The 17,870-nt window shown below is 43.9% G+C and carries 13 protein-coding genes; 6 read left to right on the forward strand and 7 right to left on the reverse strand.

Translation table 11 applies throughout. The features are described 5' to 3' along the window. Positions 1 to 4: 4 nt before the first annotated feature. The 6 genes from BM257_RS05575 (at position 5) to BM257_RS05600 (ending at position 12,493) form a co-directional block, all read left to right on the forward strand. Positions 5 to 1,750, forward strand: coding sequence for a right-handed parallel beta-helix repeat-containing protein (locus tag BM257_RS05575; protein WP_092069485.1), 1,746 nt, complete (start codon positions 5 to 7; stop codon positions 1,748 to 1,750). Positions 1,751 to 1,826: 76 nt separating this feature from the next. Then, the gene (locus tag BM257_RS05580) at positions 1,827 to 3,143 is read left to right on the forward strand and encodes a toll/interleukin-1 receptor domain-containing protein (protein WP_092069488.1); all 1,317 of its coding nucleotides are present in this window, start codon (positions 1,827 to 1,829) and stop codon (positions 3,141 to 3,143) included. 27 nt (positions 3,144 to 3,170) lie between these two features. Further along, positions 3,171 to 6,677 carry an nSTAND1 domain-containing NTPase gene (locus BM257_RS05585; RefSeq protein WP_092069491.1) on the forward strand — a complete coding sequence of 1,169 codons (3,507 nt, stop codon included), beginning with the start codon at positions 3,171 to 3,173 and terminating at the stop codon, positions 6,675 to 6,677. Continuing rightward, complete coding sequence (locus BM257_RS05590) at positions 6,674 to 7,831, forward strand: formylglycine-generating enzyme family protein (RefSeq protein WP_092069494.1); 1,158 nt, start codon at positions 6,674 to 6,676, stop codon at positions 7,829 to 7,831. Before BM257_RS05585 ends, BM257_RS05590 begins: the two co-directional genes overlap by 4 nt. 28 nt (positions 7,832 to 7,859) lie before the next feature. After that, a complete protein-coding gene (locus tag BM257_RS05595; RefSeq protein ID WP_092069496.1) occupies positions 7,860 to 9,890 on the forward strand; it encodes an alpha-L-rhamnosidase-related protein in 2,031 nt (676 codons plus the stop codon). Beyond that, positions 9,887 to 12,493: an alpha-d-galacturonidase gene (locus tag BM257_RS05600; protein WP_092069498.1), complete on the forward strand. Its 2,607-nt coding sequence runs from the start codon at positions 9,887 to 9,889 to the stop codon at positions 12,491 to 12,493. The genes BM257_RS05595 and BM257_RS05600 overlap by 4 nt, the downstream gene beginning before the upstream one ends. A 4-nt stretch (positions 12,494 to 12,497) precedes the next feature. Here the strand turns inward: BM257_RS05600 and BM257_RS05605 are convergent, their stop codons facing one another. The 7 genes from BM257_RS05605 to BM257_RS14525 form a co-directional block, all read right to left on the reverse strand. Next, positions 12,498 to 13,235 carry a hypothetical protein gene (locus BM257_RS05605; RefSeq protein ID WP_143096763.1) on the reverse strand — a complete coding sequence of 246 codons (738 nt, stop codon included), beginning with the start codon at positions 13,233 to 13,235 and terminating at the stop codon, positions 12,498 to 12,500. Between the two features lie 240 nt (positions 13,236 to 13,475). Further along, a complete protein-coding gene (locus tag BM257_RS05610; RefSeq protein ID WP_177216027.1) occupies positions 13,476 to 14,303 on the reverse strand; it encodes an energy transducer TonB in 828 nt (275 codons plus the stop codon). Between the two features lie 78 nt (positions 14,304 to 14,381). Continuing rightward, a complete protein-coding gene (locus BM257_RS05615) occupies positions 14,382 to 14,951 on the reverse strand; it encodes a hypothetical protein (RefSeq protein ID WP_143096764.1) in 570 nt (189 codons plus the stop codon). Between the two features lie 8 nt (positions 14,952 to 14,959). Beyond that, the gene (locus tag BM257_RS05620) at positions 14,960 to 15,748 is read right to left on the reverse strand and encodes an energy transducer TonB (RefSeq protein ID WP_092069509.1); all 789 of its coding nucleotides are present in this window, start codon (positions 15,746 to 15,748) and stop codon (positions 14,960 to 14,962) included. Between the two features lie 103 nt (positions 15,749 to 15,851). After that, positions 15,852 to 16,442 carry a hypothetical protein gene (locus BM257_RS05625; protein ID WP_143096765.1) on the reverse strand — a complete coding sequence of 197 codons (591 nt, stop codon included), beginning with the start codon at positions 16,440 to 16,442 and terminating at the stop codon, positions 15,852 to 15,854. A gap of 341 nt (positions 16,443 to 16,783) precedes the next feature. Further along, the gene (locus BM257_RS05630) at positions 16,784 to 17,323 is read right to left on the reverse strand and encodes a DUF3828 domain-containing protein (RefSeq protein ID WP_092069515.1); all 540 of its coding nucleotides are present in this window, start codon (positions 17,321 to 17,323) and stop codon (positions 16,784 to 16,786) included. 83 nt (positions 17,324 to 17,406) lie between these two features. Further along, positions 17,407 to 17,760: a hypothetical protein gene (locus BM257_RS14525; RefSeq protein ID WP_143096766.1), complete on the reverse strand. Its 354-nt coding sequence runs from the start codon at positions 17,758 to 17,760 to the stop codon at positions 17,407 to 17,409. Positions 17,761 to 17,870: the final 110 nt, after the last annotated feature.

The following is a 17,870-nucleotide window of genomic DNA, read 5'->3' on the forward strand; positions in this document are numbered from 1 at the left end:
CATCATGAGAAAAATCACCATCATCCTGTTAGGTTTATTGATGAGGGGCGTATCAACGTATGCGTCCCCATCAGACTTTTATGTCACTCCCGATTCATCACTCACTGATGCGGTACGTAAAGCACGTGAGATGCGACGACTGGGACAAGGCGGACCTGTGACCATTCATCTGAGTAAAGGGGTCTACCGGTTATATGAGCCCCTTCGTCTGCGTCCGGAAGACAGTGGACTGACCATCGAGGGTACTGATGCCGTCATCAGTGGTGGTATCAAAATCCTGGAATGGAAACGACAAGGGAAGTTGTTGGTGGCTGATGTCCCCGACTTCAACGGTCGTCCCATCGACTTCCGCCAGCTATGGGTCAATGGAAAGAAAGCTACCAGAGCTCGCGATGTCAGTGACTTTGAGAAGATGTTCCGTATCCGTACTTACGACAAGAAGGGACAGATACTATGGGTTCCTAAGAAAGCTGTGGAGAGAATCCTGAATGCTCCTTATGCAGAGATGGTGTTGCACGAGATGTGGTGTACCTCCAATCTGCGTATCAAGAGTATCAGGATACAAGGTGACTCCGCAGCCATCCGTTTTCATAACCCGGAGGCGAAGTTACAGTTTGAGCATCCCTGGCCTTCTCCGATGACACCCAATACAGGACACCCCTCCCCTTTCTACCTGACAAATGCCAAGGAATTACTGGATGAGCCGGGGGAATGGTATCATGACATCCGAGCACATAAGCTCTACTATCTGCCACAACAAGGAGAGACGGTCAAAGAGGCTGTCGTACCAGTGATGGAAACGCTGGTGGAGTTCATCGGCACCGCCGAGCATCCTGTCCGTAACATCACCTTCAAAGGGATCACTTTTAGTCACACCACATGGATGCGTCCCTCTGAGAAAGGACATGTCCCCTTGCAGGCTGGCATGTATCTGACGGAGGCGTATAAATTACGTCCGCAGATTGACCGTCCCAACAACCATAAGCTTGACAATCAGGGATGGCTGGGACGCGCCGACGCTGCTATCGAGTTACGATATACAGAAGCCATCAACTTCGACGGCTGTCGCTTCGAGCACTTAGGAGGCTCTGGTCTGGACTATGTCATCGGATGTCGTCGTGGAATGACGACGAACTGTACGTTTACCGATATCGCCATGAACGGCTATGTCTGCGGCTCTTTCTCCCCAGAAGGACTGGAGACCCATCTCCCCTATCAGCCCACCGATTTCCGGGAGGTATGTACAGGACAGACCATCGCACAGTCGGAGTTCTATGACGTGACGAACGAGGACTGGGGATGTGTTGCCGTCGCTGCCGGCTATGTCAATGAAATCACCATTGAGCATAACACCATCCATGATGTCAGTTACACAGGTATCTCCTTGGGATGGGGTTGGAACCGCGACCTTGTATGCATGAAAGATAATAAGGTGCATGCGAACTTGATTTACAACTATGCGCAGCACATGTATGACTGTGCCGGGATCTATACCCTCGGCAACCAACCCGGTACCGTCATTAGTGAGAATGTGGTACGGGACATTGCCAGACCGGGATATGTCCACGACCCCAATCACTGGTTCTACCTCTATACCGATGAGGGATCATCTAACATCACCTTACGTGACAACTGGACTCCTGAGGAGAAATTCCTGAAGAATGCCAATGGACCCGGTAACGTATGGGAGAATAATGGACCACAGGTAAACGATTCCATTGTAAAGAGGGCGGGGACTACAACCAAATAAAAATTTATATTTGATTTCTTTTGTTTTAATAATATTTTTACTAATTTTGCATCAGAACTAAACATACAATGAATGTATGCCAGCTATATTTACGAAAATAAGGAAAGAAGATTCCGAAAATACAAGGCAATGGGACTTGCTGATAACACGATTATTAGAAGGAAACGTTATTCCAGTAATAGGTCCAGAATTCCTCGTGGACGATGAAAAAGGAAGCAACCCCCATCAAATACTCATTGATGATTTGGCTGAGGCCTACGAGATTAATTCTCATCCTAAGTCTTTCTCTGAGCTATTGTATGACAAAGATTTTGATGCCAATGACCGTAAGAACATCTATGCAATGCTTGGTGATGCTTTTAGTCAACCGCTTTTTCAACCCTCAAAATTATTGAAACGATTATTGGGAAACAAGCGATTTCCTTTTGTTATCACCACCTCTTTTTCTCCCATTGTTGAAGACGCCATGAAGGAAATTTGGGGAGCCGACTGTTTACGTGTGATGAAATTCACGAATGACCCCTCTCACAATGATGATATTAGTATTCGTTCTGACATCAACAAGCCTACAGTATACTATATGTTTGGAAAGGTTTGCCACTCTGAAAAGAAATATGTAGTTACAGACTATGATATGTTATCTTTTTGTCGTTCATGGCTCAGCTCGGCAGAAAGACCACAGAATCTTGCAGCTGAACTTCAGTCGAAATACTTGCTCTTTTTAGGTAATAGTTTCTCTGACTGGCTCAGCCGTTTCATATGTTTCTCACTGAAGGGGAAGATAGACAATCAACCCATGGGAATGGTTGTCGACCCTATAGCAGAAGATAGTTTTCTACAATTTATGAAACGTATTGACGCATTCACTCAACGCGATGCAGAAGAAGTAGTTAACAAAATAGAAAGTTTGATCGCAGAAAAAGAGGCAGAAATGCAAAAAACACGTTTCAACATGCCACAACAGGGTACTGATGTGTTTATCAGTTATTCTCGTGCAGATGCAGAGATTACTGCTAAACTCTATGAGGCGATGTCTGAACGAGGAATAAATGTGTGGTACGATCGCAACAGCATCAGCATGGGAGGTAATTTTATGAATGAAATTATTGCAGGCATCAAATCTACTAAACTGTTTGTTCCTATTATGACACATAATATTCAAGAACAACATAACGAATATCATCCTTATCGCACAGAATGGAAGACTGCCATTGATCTTGCTTCGGGGTATGGACGAACATTTATTATGCCTATCAGTGAAAAAGATTTCGATTTTTACGGAAGTAATATTCCTGATGCCCTGAAAGCATGCAATGCATATCTTTACGATACCGACAATCCTGATTTTGAGCCATTTATTGATGAAATTCAGAAACTTCTAGCAAATATTTAGTCATTTATTGAACTTTACAAGCGTATTATGAGCAAAAGAAATGACAATCCATGGAAAGGGCTAGATTCCTATAAAGAAACAGATCGTCTTTATGGACGAGATGAAGAAATAGAATTACTGTTCAGTCGTATTGAATACAATATTCAGACAGTTGTATATAGCCGTTCTGGTATTGGTAAATCATCCATTATCAATGCTGGAATATTCCCTAAAGCAAGACGAGCTGGAATGCTCCCTGTAAGTATTCGACTACAACATACTACCAACTTTGACTATCCTACGGCACCTTATATTGAACAGGTACAACAAGCAATAGAAAATGAGTTACAAGCATCTGGAGGACATAGTGAGGAAATAGTACCACATAAAGAAGGGCACGAGGAAACACTTTGGGAATATCTGCATCGATACCGTTTCTGGAAGGACGATGATCATAGTACACCCATTGTTCCTCTTTTGGTGTTTGACCAATTTGAAGAAATATTCACATTAGAAAAAGATCACCATCGAGTTACTGCTTTTTTTTGTCAAGTAGCAGATCTTCTTAATGGTATTATGCCAGACTATCTGTCTGATAATGAAAACCAAAATGAGTCTTTTTGTGGGGATTCCGGCAACAGAAAAGCCTTTTTTAAAGGACTACGTGAACGCCAAAGGACTAAAAACTCCTATCTTTCAGAAGACCTATTTCATGTAGTTTTTACTTTACGCGAGGATTATTTATCCTATTTAGAGCGAAATACCGTTCACATCCCTTCTCTCAAATTGAACCGATACTGTTTGCTTCCTATCAATGAAGAACAAGCAGCCACTATCATCATGGAACCTCGACAAGGACTTGTTGATAAAGATGTTGCCAAATTGATTATTGAAAAAATTACTGGTGAAACAGATTTTGAATTAGACGGACGACCAGCGATCTTCGTTGATTCTGCTATCTTGTCTCTATATTTGAGTCGACTATACGATATTTTACCCGAAGGAGAAACTAAAATTACTGCCCAATTAGTCAATAAGTTTGGCAATAATATTATACAAGATTTTTATCTTGAAGTTATCCAAGGAGTTAGTTCGCAATCCATTGAGTATTTAGAAGACAACTTGTTGAACAATGAAGGCAGACGCGAAAACATCTCTGTATATAATGCTACACATGTTGGTGGAGTCAGCGATCAAGAACTAACTTATCTCTGCAATGAGAAACGTCTGCTTAGGCGTTTTGCCTATAGTGGAGACATGCGACTTGAATACATTCATGACATTTTATGTCCTATCATTAAGGATCGCCGAGACATCCGGCAGATGGTTAAAGCCCAAGAGGAAGAACGTCGTAAGCTCATGGAACAGGAACACCATAAGCGCGAATTACTGGAACTTAAGGCTAAGGCTGACCGTCGTCGCTATCGCAATTACATGATTGCAGGTTGCTTAATAATAGGAATAGCTATCTTCTCATGGCTTTATAATTATTATATGAATGTCATGCAATATGATTGTTACTATGAATCATTTGTACAAGTCAATGGCTGGCCTGTGGGTGTGGGACCAAAACTAAGCAAAGATGAAGTATTAAAACTTTCGGTTAGCTATAAGCTAAGTAAGAAAGGGCATCGTTCAAGTACTCCCTTTAATTCAATTGAAGTGATGAGTAATGATGGATTGTTATTACATAACAAAATGCGTACACCACTTGTTAAACATAGTGAAGTGTCCGATAAAAAAGGAAAAGCCTTTTCTGCTATGCTTAATAATACGAAATATTATAAGTTTAGTGCCATCCAAAATTCAGATACAGCTCGTGTTGATAAGATGGAAGCTTACGACATCAATGGGAATATACTGTATGTCATCACATATTTTAAAGCCGTAGAAGACCGGGAGAATACTGATGGGACTGTGGAGCCTTCGTACGTCTGGGCGGTATACACTGATATGAAGGGAGCTCCTTTACAAGTGCGTGACAACGGGGCTGACCGTATGCAAGTTTTCTATAACAACAAAGGTCAAGAAGAGCGCTATATGTTTTTTGACGACAGTGGGGCTCCTAAACAAAATGACCTTGACTGCTTTGGTTACCGTATGCATTATGACGAGGATAATCGCGTTGACTCAGTATGGACACTTGATCCCTTTGGAGAAGAAGAGTCTTTAGAGGTTAGGTCATATTCACCTGAGGTCGATAAATATACATTCTACGATTTAAAAGGCAAACGTGCTGTACAAAAAAAACTAGGTTACCATCAGCGTGTTGAGACAAAAGACGAAAAAGGCAATATTATACGTAAAGATTATTACGGTGTTGATATGCGTCTTGTAGATAATAGTTTACGTCCCGCTATTACAGCCATCAAGTATGATAACTTGAACCGTGTAATAGGGACTAATGACTATGACAATTCCAGTCAGCCTTACACTCAGAATCGTAAATATTATGCACAACGAGAATATGCATATATTGGAAATTCAATGGACTTGCTTAGCGAATTTGACTATCGTTGGGATTCTACTCACAAGCAAATGATTAAGGTGAAAAGTTATGTCGCCCGTCTTTTCGGCAGCGTTACAGAACATACGACCATAGATGTGGAGAAGAATATATACCGTATGATGCGTGTTGAACAGAACGAGAATTATGAGCCCGTATCCATTTCTTATTATGGAAAGAACGACAAACCAGTTTTAGATAGTATTGATTATTTCCATAAGCATATTACAGAACAACGTGTTCTGCCTAATGGTCAACGTATTGTGGTACACCGATTCTATGACGTTGACGGCAAGTTATTATCTGCACCAGGTCATCGTGACTACGCTATCGACTCCTGTATCTATAGTTCACGCAACCTACTCATTAGCCGAGTCTGCTATAATAGTGATACCATAATAGTTCAATCACAAGGCTATGAATACAAGGATGGTATTGAAGTGGCACGTTATGCCCGTGGCATCCATGGACAGCCAATCCGTTGTCCTCAATGGGAGCATGACAGGCTGAGTTACTATAAAATGCTTAATGTAAGATCTACCACTGACGCCCTCTCCTACGTTAAGCCTATCAGTGAATACGGTTGCAGTTCTTGGGCTTATGATGGTAACGACCCTTGGGGTATTTCAGAAAGTCGAGATCAACATATTTCCAGCAACCGTATGGGTAGCAATTGGAAAAAGGAAACTATCACTATTGTTTATGCCGACCATATTCCATTAGATGCTCATTCCGTTGTATATATCCACTTAACTCGACACGGATTCCCTGCTGATAGAATGGGACTTCATGATGGAGACCTACTACTGAGTATTGGAAGTTGGCAATACACTATCAATCCCTCTGCAGACGCCGCACAAGAACAGTGGAAAACTATTGGTCGGAAATCTGTCATGATGACTGTTGGTCGTTACGATCCTAAAAAACGCACATGGGAAAAACTGAGCTTTAATATCCCAACGCTCAATAGTGATTTTGGATGCGAGATATATCCTGTTTACTATACTGATGAAGAATATAAAGTGTATGAGAAACTTTTAGCGTTATGACACAAAACCAAAATACTAATAATCACCCTATCAGTTCTATTAAGCAATCCATTTTAGAATTATTGGATGAAACGAACGATCAGTCAACGTTAACTCGTTGTTTAGATTTGTTGCAAGCATCACAGAAGAGACGTGAGGAAGGCGATGAAATTGTCAAGGATATGGCTATTGCCAGCCAGTTGCGCAATACTGGTTCTGACAAACAACAACTATTAAATTACACTTTGTCTGCTCAACAGCAAATAGTAGAGGAGAAAGAGGATAAAACTGAAACAATTAATATATCTTCTAAATCAGGTTATGCAATACCCTATCGACGATTGACAATCGGTGTACTTACTCTTATAGGTATCTTTGTCATAATTTTATTAGGTAGTAAATTTCTCCATTGGGAGAATCGAAATGACGAATTTAAATACGTAACAGTAGCCTCAAAATATGAAACCATAGAGGTCAATGGGTATCATTTCAACATGGTAGCTATTGAAGGGGGCACTTTTACTATGGGGGCGACCACTTCTGACGGTGATGAGGACAGCGATGAACGACCCACCCAAAAAGTAACTCTAAGCAACTATACCATTGGAGAGACAGAAGTCACTCAAGGGCTTTGGAAGGCTGTTATGGGATATCTTCCTGCTTCCTTCGATGGGGATAATCATCCAATGAAAGAAATCAGTTGGGATGACTGTCAGCAGTTTATCACTAAATTAAATCAGTTAACAAAACGTCACTTTCATCTTCCTTCAGAGGCACAATGGGAGTTTGCCGCACGTGGTGGAAATCTCAGCAAGAACTATAAATATGCTGGCAGTAACCATATTGAAGAGGTGGCTTGGTATTCGGCTAATGCATGGGATAAAGGCAAAGAGTCTCCTGATTTTGGAAATCATGCTGTCGGCACTCGTAAACCTAATGAACTAGGACTCTATGATATGTCAGGTAATGTTTGGGAATGGTGTCAGGACAGTTATGCACATTATGATGGTACACCCCAAAAAGACCCTGTCGGTCCCATGAACTCAAAGAACTCTTTCCGCGTCAACCGTGGAGGCTCTTGGGACTACATTGCAGAAAGTGCACGTTGTTGCAATCGACGCAACCGTACACCAGATTTCCGCAATTTCAATCTAGGCATGCGACTAGCAGAATAACATTTCTTATGCAACCAATAAAATTCCAATGGAAAGAAATAAAACTACATGGATATGGTACCCTGGCGATTTTGAGATATGGCTGGGTAACATCTTCAACAACCGACGGACTGAGCGCGGTGCGATGTTTCCACCGTTTTGGAAACAGGACTCACACTATGTGACGGTGGAGTTCTCCCGTGAGTTCAACCTCGACAGGGAAGAGACGATTACCATTGCATGTGAGGGACAGTTCAATCTCATGTTGGACGGTAAACTGCAGTTCGGACAACCCAAGACATTCACTATACCACAAGGTAAACATAAGCTGAATCTCAAAGTGTGGAACCAAGCCACACCCCCTGCCCTGTTTATCGAAGGCGCAACGATCCATACCGACTCCACATGGCTCGTCACCTACGAAGATAAGATATGGATTGATGAGAATGGTGTTGCCCATGGCTCTGGTATCTATGTGCCAGCAGCCTCCTGGAACTTTGACGACATCGACACACCACCCTCGCAATACCGGCTGGAGCGCAGCGAACAGCATCCTGTTTGTAGTCATGCCGTGACAACAAACGGTACCCTCTACGATTTCGGGAAAGAGACCTTCGGTTATCTGAAGATAAAAGGACTGAAAGGCTGTATCCATATCTATTATGGAGAAAGTGCCGAAGAAGCAATGGACAAGGAGCACTGTGAGACGCTCGACATCCTCACAGGGGGACAGTCCCCTTGTGAGATATGTGACAGCAAGGCTTTCCGCTATGTCTATATTGAGACAGAGCAGAACGCCTCTTACGAAGAGGTACTAATGGATTTCGAATATGCTCCCATGGAGAAAGAGAGAAGTGGTTCTTTTCGTTGTTCTGACGAGCTGTTGAACAACATCTGGGACACCGCAGCCTACACCATGGATCTCACCACCCGTGAGTTCTTTATGGACGGTATCAAGCGTGATCGCTGGACATGGAGTGGTGATGCCATCCAGTCATACCTGATGAACTACTATCTCCGTTTCGACACCGAATGTGTGAAACGTACCATTCGTCAGTTACGAGGCAAAGACCCCGTGACAGCACACGTCAACACCATCATGGACTATACGTTCTATTGGTTTAAGTCTATCCACGACTACTACCTGTATACGGCAGACCTGAACTTCGTACGTGAGATGTGGTCCCGCATGGTGACACTCATGGACTATGTCGAAGGACGACTGAACGGCGACGGGATGGCAGAAGGAAAGTCTGACGATTGGATCTTCGTGGACTGGGTGGATTTCCCCATGCATAAACGTGGAACACTTTGCTTTGAACAGATTCTGCTCATGAAGGCAATGGAGACGATGGCTGTCTGTGCCAAGCTCCTAGGTGTCAAGACCGACTACCGTGTGAAGGCAGAGTCACTGCGCAACAAGATCAAACAGACATTCTGGAGTTATGAGCGTAAAGCATATTATCACGCTATCGAGGAGGGGCAGATGAACCAACAGATCACCAAGTTCCCCAATATGTTTGCCATCCTCTATGGATTAGCCTACGAGGAAGAGCGTCATGAGATCATGAAGAGTGTCATGCTCAACCCTGCGATTGACCCCATCACGACACCTTATATGCGTTTCTACGAATTGGAGACTCTTTGCATTGACGGTTTACAGACAGAGGTCCTGCAGGAGATACGTGACTACTGGGGTGGTATGCTCCATGAGGGCGCTACCTCCTTCTGGGAGAAATACAATCCCGAAGAGACTGGCACACAACATCTAGCCATGTACGGTCGCCCCTATGGCAAAAGTCTGTGTCATGCATGGGGAGCCAGTCCCATCTATCTGATAGGCAAATATTATTTAGGGGTCCAACCCACCAAGCCCGGTTATGAGGAGTATCTCGTCAAGCCTGTCTTGGGAGACTTACAGTGGATGGAAGGTGATGTTCCGACACCTTTTGGTAAGATTCATGTGTCGATGAGCCGACAGGAGGTCACCATCTATAGTGACGGTGGACACGGAACCCTGATGATTGGAGAGAAAGAAATAGAGATTCCCGCAAAACAAGAAATAAAGATAGGTCTATGATCAAGAAACTGATATTCGCACTGTGTTTGTTATATACACCAGTTACCTACGCGAAGGTAAAAGTCAAGAACGTGAGTCCTCAGACAAACTATGCCGCCAGTCTGTTGACAGGAAAGGAAGGTAAGTTCAACGTGTCTGTTGAAGTGGCTGGCAACGGTGAGGCAGAAGGGTTCACACTCCTCAGAAAAGACAAGCATATCCGTGTTATCGGCAACGATGGTGCGGGTGCGATCTATGGTGTCAACAAATTACTGGAGCTGTTGCGGGAAGATCCCACGCTCAGCACCCTGACCACACAGAGTGAGGTGCCACAGATGAAACTGCGAGGTGCCTGTGTGGGGTTGCAGAAGACGGTCTACCTCCCTGGTCATCGTGTCTACGAATATCCCTATACCCCCGAGAACTTCCCTTGGTTCTATGACAAGGCTTTATGGATCAAGTATCTGGATTTACTCGCAGAGAACAATATGAACACGGTCTATCTCTGGAATGGTCATCCCTTTGCCTCCTTGGTGAAACTCAAAGACTACCCCTTTGCGCCAGAGGTGGATGACGAGACGATGCAGAAGAACCAGGAGATGTTCGGGTTCCTCGTTGACGAGGCAGACCGCCGTGGCATCCGTGTCATCCAGATGTTCTATAATATCATCCTCAGCAAACCCTTCGCCGACCATTATGGTCTGAAGACACAAGATCGTAACCGTCCTATCACCCCCTTGATTGCCGACTACACCCGTAAGTCTATCGCTGCCTTCATCGAGAAATATCCGAAGGTGGGATTCCTGGTTTGTCTGGGTGAGGCGATGTCGGGTATCGATAATGACATCAAATGGATGACAGAGACGGTGATTCCTGGTATCAAAGACGGTCTGAGGGCGTCAGGACGTACGGACACGCCTCCTATCATCCTTCGCAACCATGACACGGATGGACCTGCCGTGCTGAAAGCCTCCCTCCCACTCTACCCGAACATCTATACGATGAACAAATACACGGGAGAGTCGTTGACGACCTATGAGCCTGGTGGTCCCTGGGGTGAGACACATCGTATGCTTGCCGCTGCAGCACCGATTCATATTGACAATGTACATATCCTCGCCAACCTGGAGCCGTGGAGGTGGTCGTCACCTGCCTTCACCCAGAAAGCAGTACAGGCGATGCACAAGATTCATCATTCAAAGGGACTGCATCTTTATCCACAGGCTTCCTACTGGGACTGGCCCTATACTGCTGACAAGCTTCCTCACGGAGAACGGTTGTTACAGATTGACCGCGACTGGATGTGGTATCGTGTCTGGGGACGTTATGCATGGAACTGTGACCGAGGACAAGACCAGACCTACTGGAAGCAACAGCTTTCCGACTATTACGGTATTGACACCATTGCTGCCGGACAATTGTTGAAGGCTTATGATGAAGCGGGTGAGATTGCCCCCAAGCTCCTTCGCCGCTTCGGTATCACTGAGGGCAACCGACAGACCTTGTTGCTCGGTATGACGATGGGAGAGCTGGTGAATCCATACAAATACACCATCTACCCTGGTTTCTATGAGAGTTGCGGACCACAGGGTGAGAAACTCATCGAGTACGTGGAGAAAGAATGGAAAGGAGAAAAACATGTCGGGGAACTTCCTCTGGATATCGTTGACCAGTGCGTGCAACACGGTATAGAAGCAGAACATGCCGTCAACATCATTATGGCAAAGCCGACCCGTCATGCCGACGAGTTTGAGCGTGTGAGAAAAGACATGATCTTCTACCGTATGTTCGCTGCTTCTTTCCGTTGGAAAGTGTTGGCAGCACAACAGGTACTGAACTACAAATGGTCACAGGACATCAAGTATCTGGAGAAAGCCGTGGAGCATCTGGAGCAAAGTCAGTACTGGTGGAACGCACTGAGCATGTCCACACAAGACTCCTACCTCTATGCCAACTCCATGCAGACAGCCCAGCGTCGCATCCCCGTAGGTGGTGATGGTGGAAAGATGAAGACATGGAGTGAACTTGCCGTCGTCTACCAGTCAGAGCTGGATGCACTGAAAGAGAATATCAAGAAGTTGAAGAACCCTGTGGCACATACGGATGAGCATATCCAACCTGCCCAGCCTGCCAATGTGAAAATCTTCACGAAGAACATACAACTCATACCCCTGCGGAAAGGATCCGTCGTCTTCGAGAACCGTCCTGATACTCCTGTCGACTCTGTAGCTCCGGAACTGGTTGGGATGCAGGCACTCGTACTGAATCGTGACACCACACGTATCGTAGGTACCACCATTGAGTTTGAGAGTGACAAACCCGTGAAACTGCTCGTCGGTCTCTTCAAGGATGACGACCCCAAATGGGCGAAAGCCCCGAAACTGGAGATTGATGCCACAGGTAATGAGTACGGTCAGGCAGAGCCCTTGCTCACCAATGCCATCAGTATCGTACAGATGCCAAAGGTGAACATCCACCAATACACCCTGCCCGCCGGTCGTCAGACCTTGCATCTACCCAAGGGAATCCTCATGGTGGCAGGCTTTACCATTAGCGACATCAAATCCCGCGACTGCGGTCTCAACGGTCCCTCTGGAGAAGTCGACTGGTTGTTCCAGAAATAATTACTTAAAACTCTTCCACATAGCTGCTATACACATGATCATCTCCTTCTATGCCAAACACATAAAGGGGATGATGGGGCATGTTATCGACATTCGACATCAGGAATGCAATGGTCTTAGCGTCATTGATAATCTTGTCAGCAGACGGGTCACCGTCTTCATCCGCCAACTCCATGTTGAAATACACAACACCTTCAGCATCCATATAGTTGGAGCCTTGATGACTGGCATTACATTCGGCAGTATATTCAAAAACGAACATGCCATCGACATATTTCCCCAACAAGAGCTGGCAGCCTCCAGAGATATAAGTAAGAGAGAGACAATAATCCTTGTATTTACCTGAAGGGATAACACGTACTACTTGATAGTCTCCCAAGTCTTTCAAAGGGCGTAGCTGGACATCCGTACAGTACTTCTTCATAACGAAGACCGTTTTTTCATAATATTGTGCCTTATACCATTCTCCTTGTTCCTGCCAGACGGGAAGAACCTGGGCATCAACAGGCATTTCACCTGGACGCGACTTTCCCTTCCGCCATGTCAAAAGGGAAGACTCTTCACTATCGTCCCATGCCAGACGAGCACTTTGTGCAGAGGGTTTCTGATGAAGCTGGACACCTTTCTCCACTCGTACATATTTCTTGAAAGGAGCTGGCTTCACAGCGAAAGGCTCCTGAGCCATTCCCTTCAGGGCAACAGCAGCGAAAACAGCAACAATAAAAGCAAATTTCTTTATCATATTCAGTATATATTTATTGGACTCATAAATTCTCACCCTGTACACAACTCCATAACAGATGCCTGTTCTTCATCACCGCAAAGATAAATATTTTATTCCAATCTACAAAATAATTAGACATTAAACCATCTGACTTCAGCCTTCATTCGACACAAAACCTCATACCCGAATCAGGTATCAGGTCTGTGCTCACAAAGGGACTAGCCCCCTTGTGAGCAGGGGTGTCCCGCGACACATGTGTCATTTGAAAACGATAGGACAGGGGTATCTGTAACGTACCACCACTCCTGTGTTTCTTGCAGGATTCCACGCAGGCATTGCTTTGACCAAGCGGATGGCCTCGGCTTCAAATTCCGCTTTAAACTCCGGGGCTGTGTTACGAGAAACCTTTATATCCGTCAGGCTTCCGTCTATTTCAACAATGAATGTAACGAGTACCCTTCCAGTGACTCCTTTCTCCTTGGCTTTCGCTGGGTACTTTATGTTGGCCTTTATCCAAGAAATGAGGGCTGCATCTCCACCATGAAACGAAGGAGGAGTGTCAGTAATATCATACACTTTACCGCTTGCTTTTGACTCACGGATCTTCTTTTCTCTTGCCTCTGCCATATCTCTTGCTTCTTTGGCTTTCGTTTCCCTATCCATCACACTCACAAAGAATTCTATTTTATAGCGGACGACTTTACCATTCTTTGTGGCAGGAGTCCATGTCGGCATCGTTGTCAATATGCGCATGACTTCCTTCTTGACAGAAGGTGGGACAGGTCTTTCTTCAACCCCTTTCGATGTCAGGTGTTGATGCCCCTTTATTTCAATATTGGAGAGCTTCCCGTTCTTTTCCACGACAAATGCAATCTCCACATTCATCACTTTTTCCGGAGCATCAGCGGGTCTGCGGTAGTGGTCTATAATATAATCCACTTCACTTCCAATTTCACCATTAAAAATGGGCGATTTATCAACGTTTGAGGTGTAAATCTTGTTATCCTGCGCCTGAACAGGACTCTGAATACCGCACATCATAAAGATGGCTAACAGGCTTGCCAATCGTAATACTAACGTTTTCATATTTTGAATGCTATTGATGTTATAATTTTCTCTTATTCTTAATTCTGAGTGCATATATATTATTATCCATATTGTACCTCAATCTATATCCTCGTAATGGGAGTAGCCATAACTATCCTTGTCCTCAACGGCTTGCAGGAAAGCGCAGTCTCTGAGAGAGATGGCGACACAATCCGTTTCACAAGGATTGCTGAATCCATCCCATGTCATGTCCAACCTCCCTTGTGGAAGATCCCAGCGGAGATCAATTTCGTGAGGTCTCGGACTTCCGCCATATCCATGGTCATCGTAATATGGCTCCGTGTCAATGGTTTGCTTCATATATTCAAGCATGGGCATCATTTCGTCCTCACTGATTTTCTTTTTGGTCTTCACGATCACCAGTCCTATCAGGTCTTTTCTGCTAATGCCAGAGTCGTGGACTGTGACAGAGCAAGAACCGAATACGGGAAGTTCACAACTAAAGGTTTTCTTCTGGTCGTCTTCGCTATAAAGGCTATACCCTGACTGTTTCAGGATTCCTTCACTAAAAGCAACCAGTGATGTGTTGAGTATAGTGTGTTGCTGAATGCAGAGGTGGTTCTCACCTACGAACATATTATCAGTCCTACATTGGTTACCCATATCCGTTAGATCAGAGGATTGCATATTTGTTTTTATTTGAAGGTCATGGGGATCGAGTACTTCACACGGACGGGTTTGCCTTTTTCCTTGCCAGGCTTCCACTTGGGCATGGCTTTCACCAAGCGGATGGCTTCGGCATCCAATTTCGGAGTTACTGACTTTTTGATTTTCGGATTGGATATAGAACCGTCCTTCTCAACAATAAACTGCACGACACAGCGTCCTATTTCCTCATGAGGCTTGACTTGCTCAGAAAACCATTTGACGAAGGCTTCGATACCACCAGGGAATTCTGGCAATTCTTCAGTAACCTCGTATACATAGTTGGGGTCTAACTTTTCTGCTTGTTCTTCATCAATGTGAGGAAAATCCATATGATGTATTATGAAATGGAACTCATACCTATAACGGATGGCTTTGCCGTTTTTCTTGGCGGGTGTCCATTTATGCATAGTTCTTATGATATTCGTAACCTCTCTTTTTACGGATGGCAGCAGCTTGGTGGTTTTAGTCTTTGTTTGTCCATCCCATCCTTGCACCTGGATGTTAGAGAGTGTGCCATTGGGCTCAACCACGAAAGAGATGAACACATTTTCGTATTTCTTAGCATCAGCCGGTTGGCAATAATGATTCACCAGCCACAGTTCTTCAGGGGACATAATCATAACACGTCCCGAAAACTCATTCTCCTTAGCATACACCGGCAGTGTAATGCTGGCATCCTTCTTAGCATCATCATACGTATAAATTTTGCCTTGTGCCTGTACATCCGCAGCAACTGCGAACAGGCATACTAACGTAATTAACAAAAATTGTTTCATAATCGTATCGTTTTAAGTTTAATCTTTATTGCTGATAGTTGCATGTATCTCCCTCGATAGAGATAGTGTTGGTGTGAAAGCATTCACTCCTTGTGAGCACTTTTTATTTCAGAAGATTCTTTTTCAAAATATCTGAAGTTTTGGCTTTGATTATTTTATAGGCATTGAAATTGTTGGCTTTGACGATAGACATCAAATAATCATAGCTGCGTTGACTCTCTGTCAGACATTGATCCTTTTCGACGTACAATGTCCAGTATTTGTTGAGTTTCTTATCGTATATCTTCATTGCCGGAAAGTCTTTATACTTCGTGATGATGTAATAATACCGCTTGGAGACATCGCAGAAGATCACATTATTCTCTTCCTCATCATATCCGACAGTATTGCATAAGAAGACTGCGTACCAGAGCTCTTTCTTGGTAAGAATAGGACAGTCAAAATACACCTCTCCGTAGCGGTCAATAACCTGCAGGTCGCAATTGTTTTTAATATCTCTTTTCTTTCCTTTATAGAAGTCTTGTACGTCATGAATAATTATAGAGGCATAGTATTTGAAGTCCTTCCTGTTATTGGCATTGTCAAGAATGATGTCGAAATAAAACCTATGAAAACGTCTTTGGGCAGATGTATTCATCGGGAATGTCACCATCATGGCGACCAACAAAATAAAGATTGAAGTGATTCTTTTCATAATTCTATTGTTTTAAGTATATCTTTCTTCGGCTCTTGTAACTCCTCAGCAGCCAAAGGCATTCCTGAGGGTGTTATGTCATGTACCAGTCCCTTGTAACATCCCGGCTAACACACACACAAAAAACTAAAAAAGATTTTCTTCATAGGGCTTCACGATTGTAAAGGTTAAACATTCTTTCGCAAAAATACTTACTTATTTTGAAACCTCCAATCATTTCATCAAAAAAGTGCACTTTCTTACATCAGACATCAGCCATCTTACATCTTTCGCCCTTAACCCTGAACCAAAAGTTCCCTCATACTTCAGCCCTCAAACTTCATCAGTAGTACCTGTTCTTTTTAATGTTCACGGTTTTTGGTGTCATATTCCGATATGATACGGCGAAAATAAGCCTTGTCGTCCTCACCATCATCTGTGGGGCTGAAATCATCGACATACCAGTCACCACGTTCAAAGCGGAGGGCGATAGTTGTTTCATTATCACTGAAGTTATGAATGACAAGATCAACGAGAGCCGTAGAGTCTGTGACGTTATAGACCTTCGCCACCTTGCAGCTCCAATCATCAGAGAAGTCCTGTCCGCAGACCCAATGGTCGTAGTCAAACAAGACGTCATCCGTCTTATCACATATATCCAGAGCCTGCTTCATCAATGCATAATATTGCTGAGAGCAGTACGCACTGTCACGATTGAAAGGGCTTTGAATATAATCCACCCGATTTCCATCGGCGTCATAAGTTGACTTACCAACTCCCTGATAGATTGTGGCAATACGTTGACGGATATAGGTCTCAGAGTGCTTATCTTGCCCATAGACTGTCAGTGCCACCAGCAGCAACACCGCAGTCATCATCATCCTCGAAATTGTCTTCATCATTGTATCATTTTATTGGTTCTTAGCTATTTCTGCATCGATGATAAAGATATCAACGTCTTTATCTCTAAGAACGTTTCTTGGTACTAAATCCCATACCACAAACTCATCATTAGTGAAACGCCCTTCATTTTTTTGCTTTGTGAATCCAATAGCAGCCATATAGGTTTCATATCATTTTCGTTTCCACTTGGTCCTGGAACGCCTATATTGAAGACATCATTCATTGGGAGCCATATACCATTATCTTTGGCATATTGCTCGGCAACACGTTGTTCAACTTCTAAACGGCTTACATATTCTTTGCCATTTCGAAGTTGTGTTTCATATAATTCGCAGCGTCGACGGAGTTCATCGGAGATTTCATGGATTCTACTATTTTCCGCAGTTTCCTCTCCACTGCTTCTTTGTGAAACTGATTCAGGTATGTCATGATTCATATTTTTTGCAAAGATACAAAGATTTTTGAATTATAGCAAGATTTTGGTCAAAAAGATACAAGAAAGGTGCGCCAATAGGGCACACCTTATAAAACATGTGGGTTAGGGAG

Source organism: Prevotella sp. tf2-5 (genome assembly GCF_900115435.1).
Taxonomy (GTDB): domain Bacteria; phylum Bacteroidota; class Bacteroidia; order Bacteroidales; family Bacteroidaceae; genus Prevotella.

Coding starts and splice junctions, on each gene's coding strand:
- BM257_RS05575 (WP_092069485.1), top strand. CDS start 5: ATGAGAAAAATCACCATCATCCTGTTAGGTTTATTGATGAGGGGCGTA.
- BM257_RS05580 (WP_092069488.1), top strand. CDS start 1,827: ATGCCAGCTATATTTACGAAAATAAGGAAAGAAGATTCCGAAAATACA.
- BM257_RS05585 (WP_092069491.1), top strand. CDS start 3,171: ATGAGCAAAAGAAATGACAATCCATGGAAAGGGCTAGATTCCTATAAA.
- BM257_RS05590 (WP_092069494.1), top strand. CDS start 6,674: ATGACACAAAACCAAAATACTAATAATCACCCTATCAGTTCTATTAAG.
- BM257_RS05595 (WP_092069496.1), top strand. CDS start 7,860: ATGGAAAGAAATAAAACTACATGGATATGGTACCCTGGCGATTTTGAG.
- BM257_RS05600 (WP_092069498.1), top strand. CDS start 9,887: ATGATCAAGAAACTGATATTCGCACTGTGTTTGTTATATACACCAGTT.
- BM257_RS05605 (WP_143096763.1), bottom strand. CDS start 13,235: ATGATAAAGAAATTTGCTTTTATTGTTGCTGTTTTCGCTGCTGTTGCC.
- BM257_RS05610 (WP_177216027.1), bottom strand. CDS start 14,303: ATGAAAACGTTAGTATTACGATTGGCAAGCCTGTTAGCCATCTTTATG.
- BM257_RS05615 (WP_143096764.1), bottom strand. CDS start 14,951: ATGCAATCCTCTGATCTAACGGATATGGGTAACCAATGTAGGACTGAT.
- BM257_RS05620 (WP_092069509.1), bottom strand. CDS start 15,748: ATGAAACAATTTTTGTTAATTACGTTAGTATGCCTGTTCGCAGTTGCT.
- BM257_RS05625 (WP_143096765.1), bottom strand. CDS start 16,442: ATGAAAAGAATCACTTCAATCTTTATTTTGTTGGTCGCCATGATGGTG.
- BM257_RS05630 (WP_092069515.1), bottom strand. CDS start 17,323: ATGATGAAGACAATTTCGAGGATGATGATGACTGCGGTGTTGCTGCTG.
- BM257_RS14525 (WP_143096766.1), bottom strand. CDS start 17,760: ATGAATCATGACATACCTGAATCAGTTTCACAAAGAAGCAGTGGAGAG.